Source organism: Amaricoccus sp., from assembly GCF_036846665.1.
Taxonomy (GTDB): Bacteria; Pseudomonadota; Alphaproteobacteria; order Rhodobacterales; family Rhodobacteraceae; genus Amaricoccus.
In genome coordinates this window covers 1-2,672 of the sequence record NZ_DAIUBO010000358.1, presented here as the reverse complement: position 1 = coordinate 2,672, position 2,672 = coordinate 1, and the positions used below count along the sequence as shown (strand labels likewise).

2 protein-coding genes are annotated in these 2,672 nt (G+C 69.5%); both read right to left on the bottom strand.

What is annotated here, in order from left to right:
- Positions 1–1,054, bottom strand: a 1,054-nt coding sequence (locus V7050_RS20200) for a DUF2793 domain-containing protein (RefSeq protein ID WP_324411170.1), incomplete at its 3' end; no start/stop codon positions are given.
- A 9-nt stretch (positions 1,055–1,063) separates the two neighbouring features.
- Positions 1,064–2,672: phage tail protein (locus V7050_RS20195; protein WP_324411168.1), on the bottom strand; the 1,609-nt coding region annotated here is incomplete at its 5' end.

The following is a 2,672-nucleotide window of genomic DNA, read 5'->3' as shown; positions in this document are numbered from 1 at the left end:
AGGACGTGTGATCGGCGGCGAAGTAGCCGTCCGCGACCCGGAAATACCCCTGCAGTTCGACGGTATCGCCGGCGGTGAGCGGGACCATGGTCTGCAGCCAGATGGCGGTGGCGAGCGAGACGTGGGTGGCGGAGATTTCGCCGAGGGAGCCGCGGATTTCCGTGGTTCCGTTCAGCACCAGCCGCCCCCGCATGCGCGCGGTCGTGCTGGCGTTGATCTTGTAGAGCAGCGTCGCGCCGAAGAGGTAGGTGCCGTCGACGGGCGCCACGAAATGGTTGTTGGCAGCATCGAACGCTCCCTGATCGTTATAGTCGGTGTTGTTCAGGCCGATCTTCGTCCAGGTTCCGATGCCGACATAGTTGTCGTAGTTCGTGTACGCCTTGAACCGCGGCAGCCGGGGCTGATCGACGATGCCGGTGGCGTTGTCGATGCTGAGCCCATCGAAGAAGGTGCTGCCGTCGGTGGAGACTGCCAGCCGGAACCTGTCGGAGCCGAACAGCCCGACCAGCGCCTTGGTCACGAAGCCGGTCTGGAGCGTCAGCCCGAGATCGTCGCCGGCCGCCTCCTTGTTCATGGTGTAGAACAGATCGCCGGTGCCGCCCTCGGCCACGGTCTTCGCAGTCCAGAGCGCAGCGTTGAGTTTGGCCGAGAACGGGTTAGCGGCATCAGCCGTGGTGCCGACGCCGAGCAGTGCCATGTTCTGCAGCGTCGTGGGCGTGGTGCCGATCCAGCCTGCGCCGTCATAGACCAGCAGCAGGCCCTCGTCCTCGACCCATGCGCGCCACCCCGTCCGCGGCGGAAGACGCAGCCAGGCGCCATCCGTCCAGAGTGCGACGTTCAGGTCCCAGCCCGCCCAGTCGCCCGTCGCGCCTGAGGCGACGATGTAGCGGTCGCCGTCGCCAGGACTGCCTGGCGGCGCCGTCAGGTCCCGGTCGAGGACGGAGAGCTGGACGAGCCCGTCGAGCAGCCGCAGCGCCTCGTTGTGGGTGACATGCTTCTGGGCCTGCGCCGCCAGGATGTAGGGCAACAGGAGATGGGTCGTGGCGTCGGACATGGAATGGCCTCAGAAGGTGAGCGTGACGATCTTGGGCGCGCCCCGCCCGACGAGGGCGGAGAGCTGGTAGATGCGGATGTCGAGCGTGTCGCCGGGGCCGAGCGGCGCGCCCCAGTCGGCGGTCTGCTGGGCGTCGGTGTAGACGGCGGTGGTGGTGGTCGCAGACAGCACTCGCTTCACGGTGGCGCCGTCGAGGATCTCGACCTCGTAGGCTTCCAGTTCCTCGGTCAGAGGCACCTCAAGCCCGCCCCAGCTGTCGGCCGCGAGCGCGCGGGACCGGCGCGTCCAACGGATCGTCAGATCGCCGGGACTGCGTGGCGTGCGCCACGGCTGCTCCACATGGGCGACCGAGAACGGCCGCAGACCGACACCCGCGGGTGCGAAGGATTGCGGCACATAGGTTTCGTCACTGACCGGGCGGCTGGCAGGGCCGATGCGCCAGTTCCACGGGATGCCAAGATCGGCCTCAGCGATCGGCAGCGATGCGAGACTATCGTCCAGCACCACCACCCGCGCGCCAGCGGGCGCCGGGTTGCCCATCGAACCTTCGGTACCCCGCTGGCCGCGCAGGAGCCGAGTCAGACGATACCGACCCGGCGCCAGCAGCTCGGCCGCGCCCGCCTGCACGATTTCCCAGGTGCGGGGCGCGCTTTCGATGGCCAGCGCGTTGGCGCCGCCGAACAGCGTCAGGTCCGTGACGCTTTCCAGCGTGCCGGTCAGCAGATCGACCACCAGCGCATTGCCGAGGTCGAAGCGCGACGTCGGCCCAGCGTAGAAGTCCGAGACCAGCGCCCCGATCCGGGCGCGGCTGCCGAACGTGGTCAGCAGCTCGAAGCCATCGGTCGAGGGACTGCGGAACACCGCCATCTCGCCCGGCCAGGGAGCGGCGTGCGCGGCGACCAGCGGCCGATGCGCGGGCTGGTCTTTGGTGAGCTGCGGCAGGTCCATCAGCACCGCGTCCGGCGCGCCGAACACCACGGCCCGCGTCAGCGACGCCGCGCGGGGAGCGCCGGGCGGCAGGTCGTAGGTCGCGCGGTCCTGGCGGACCGCTTCGATGCCGCGGGCATCGGCATCGGCGATGGAGACGAGCCGCAGATCGACCAACCGCCCATCATGCTCCAACCGAATTGCGTCGGCCGGATCGAGCGCGAGCCGCGAGGGTGGCAGACGGAACGCCGCCGTCTCGCGACCCACCCACGCCTCCATCAGCGCGCGGCGGCAGCGGCGCTCGGCTTCCTCGGGTGGCACCCCAATCGGGAAGGACTCGGAGGCGATCCGGGTCGTGTCCACCGTGATGCGCCGCGCCTCGACGAGGGCTGCGTCGTAGTCCTCGTCGGCCCGCGCGACCTGCCATTTCAGGGCCTGCGGCAGTTCGGTCTCCTGGCCGCGGGTCAGTTCCAGCAGGTCGCCCTCGCGGGCAGCCACCAGATCGTCGGGCGCGAGGGTGGCCACGGAGGCACGGCCGCGCATGACGAACCGGATGACTCCCTCGGTCTCCACCGCGTCGAAGCCGAAATGCCGCGACAGCGTGGTGATCGAGGCGCGCGGGCTTTCGAGCGCCGTGATGGCGTAGCCCTCGACCGCGCCCCAGAGGCCGCTGACATCGATCCTCGCCTCG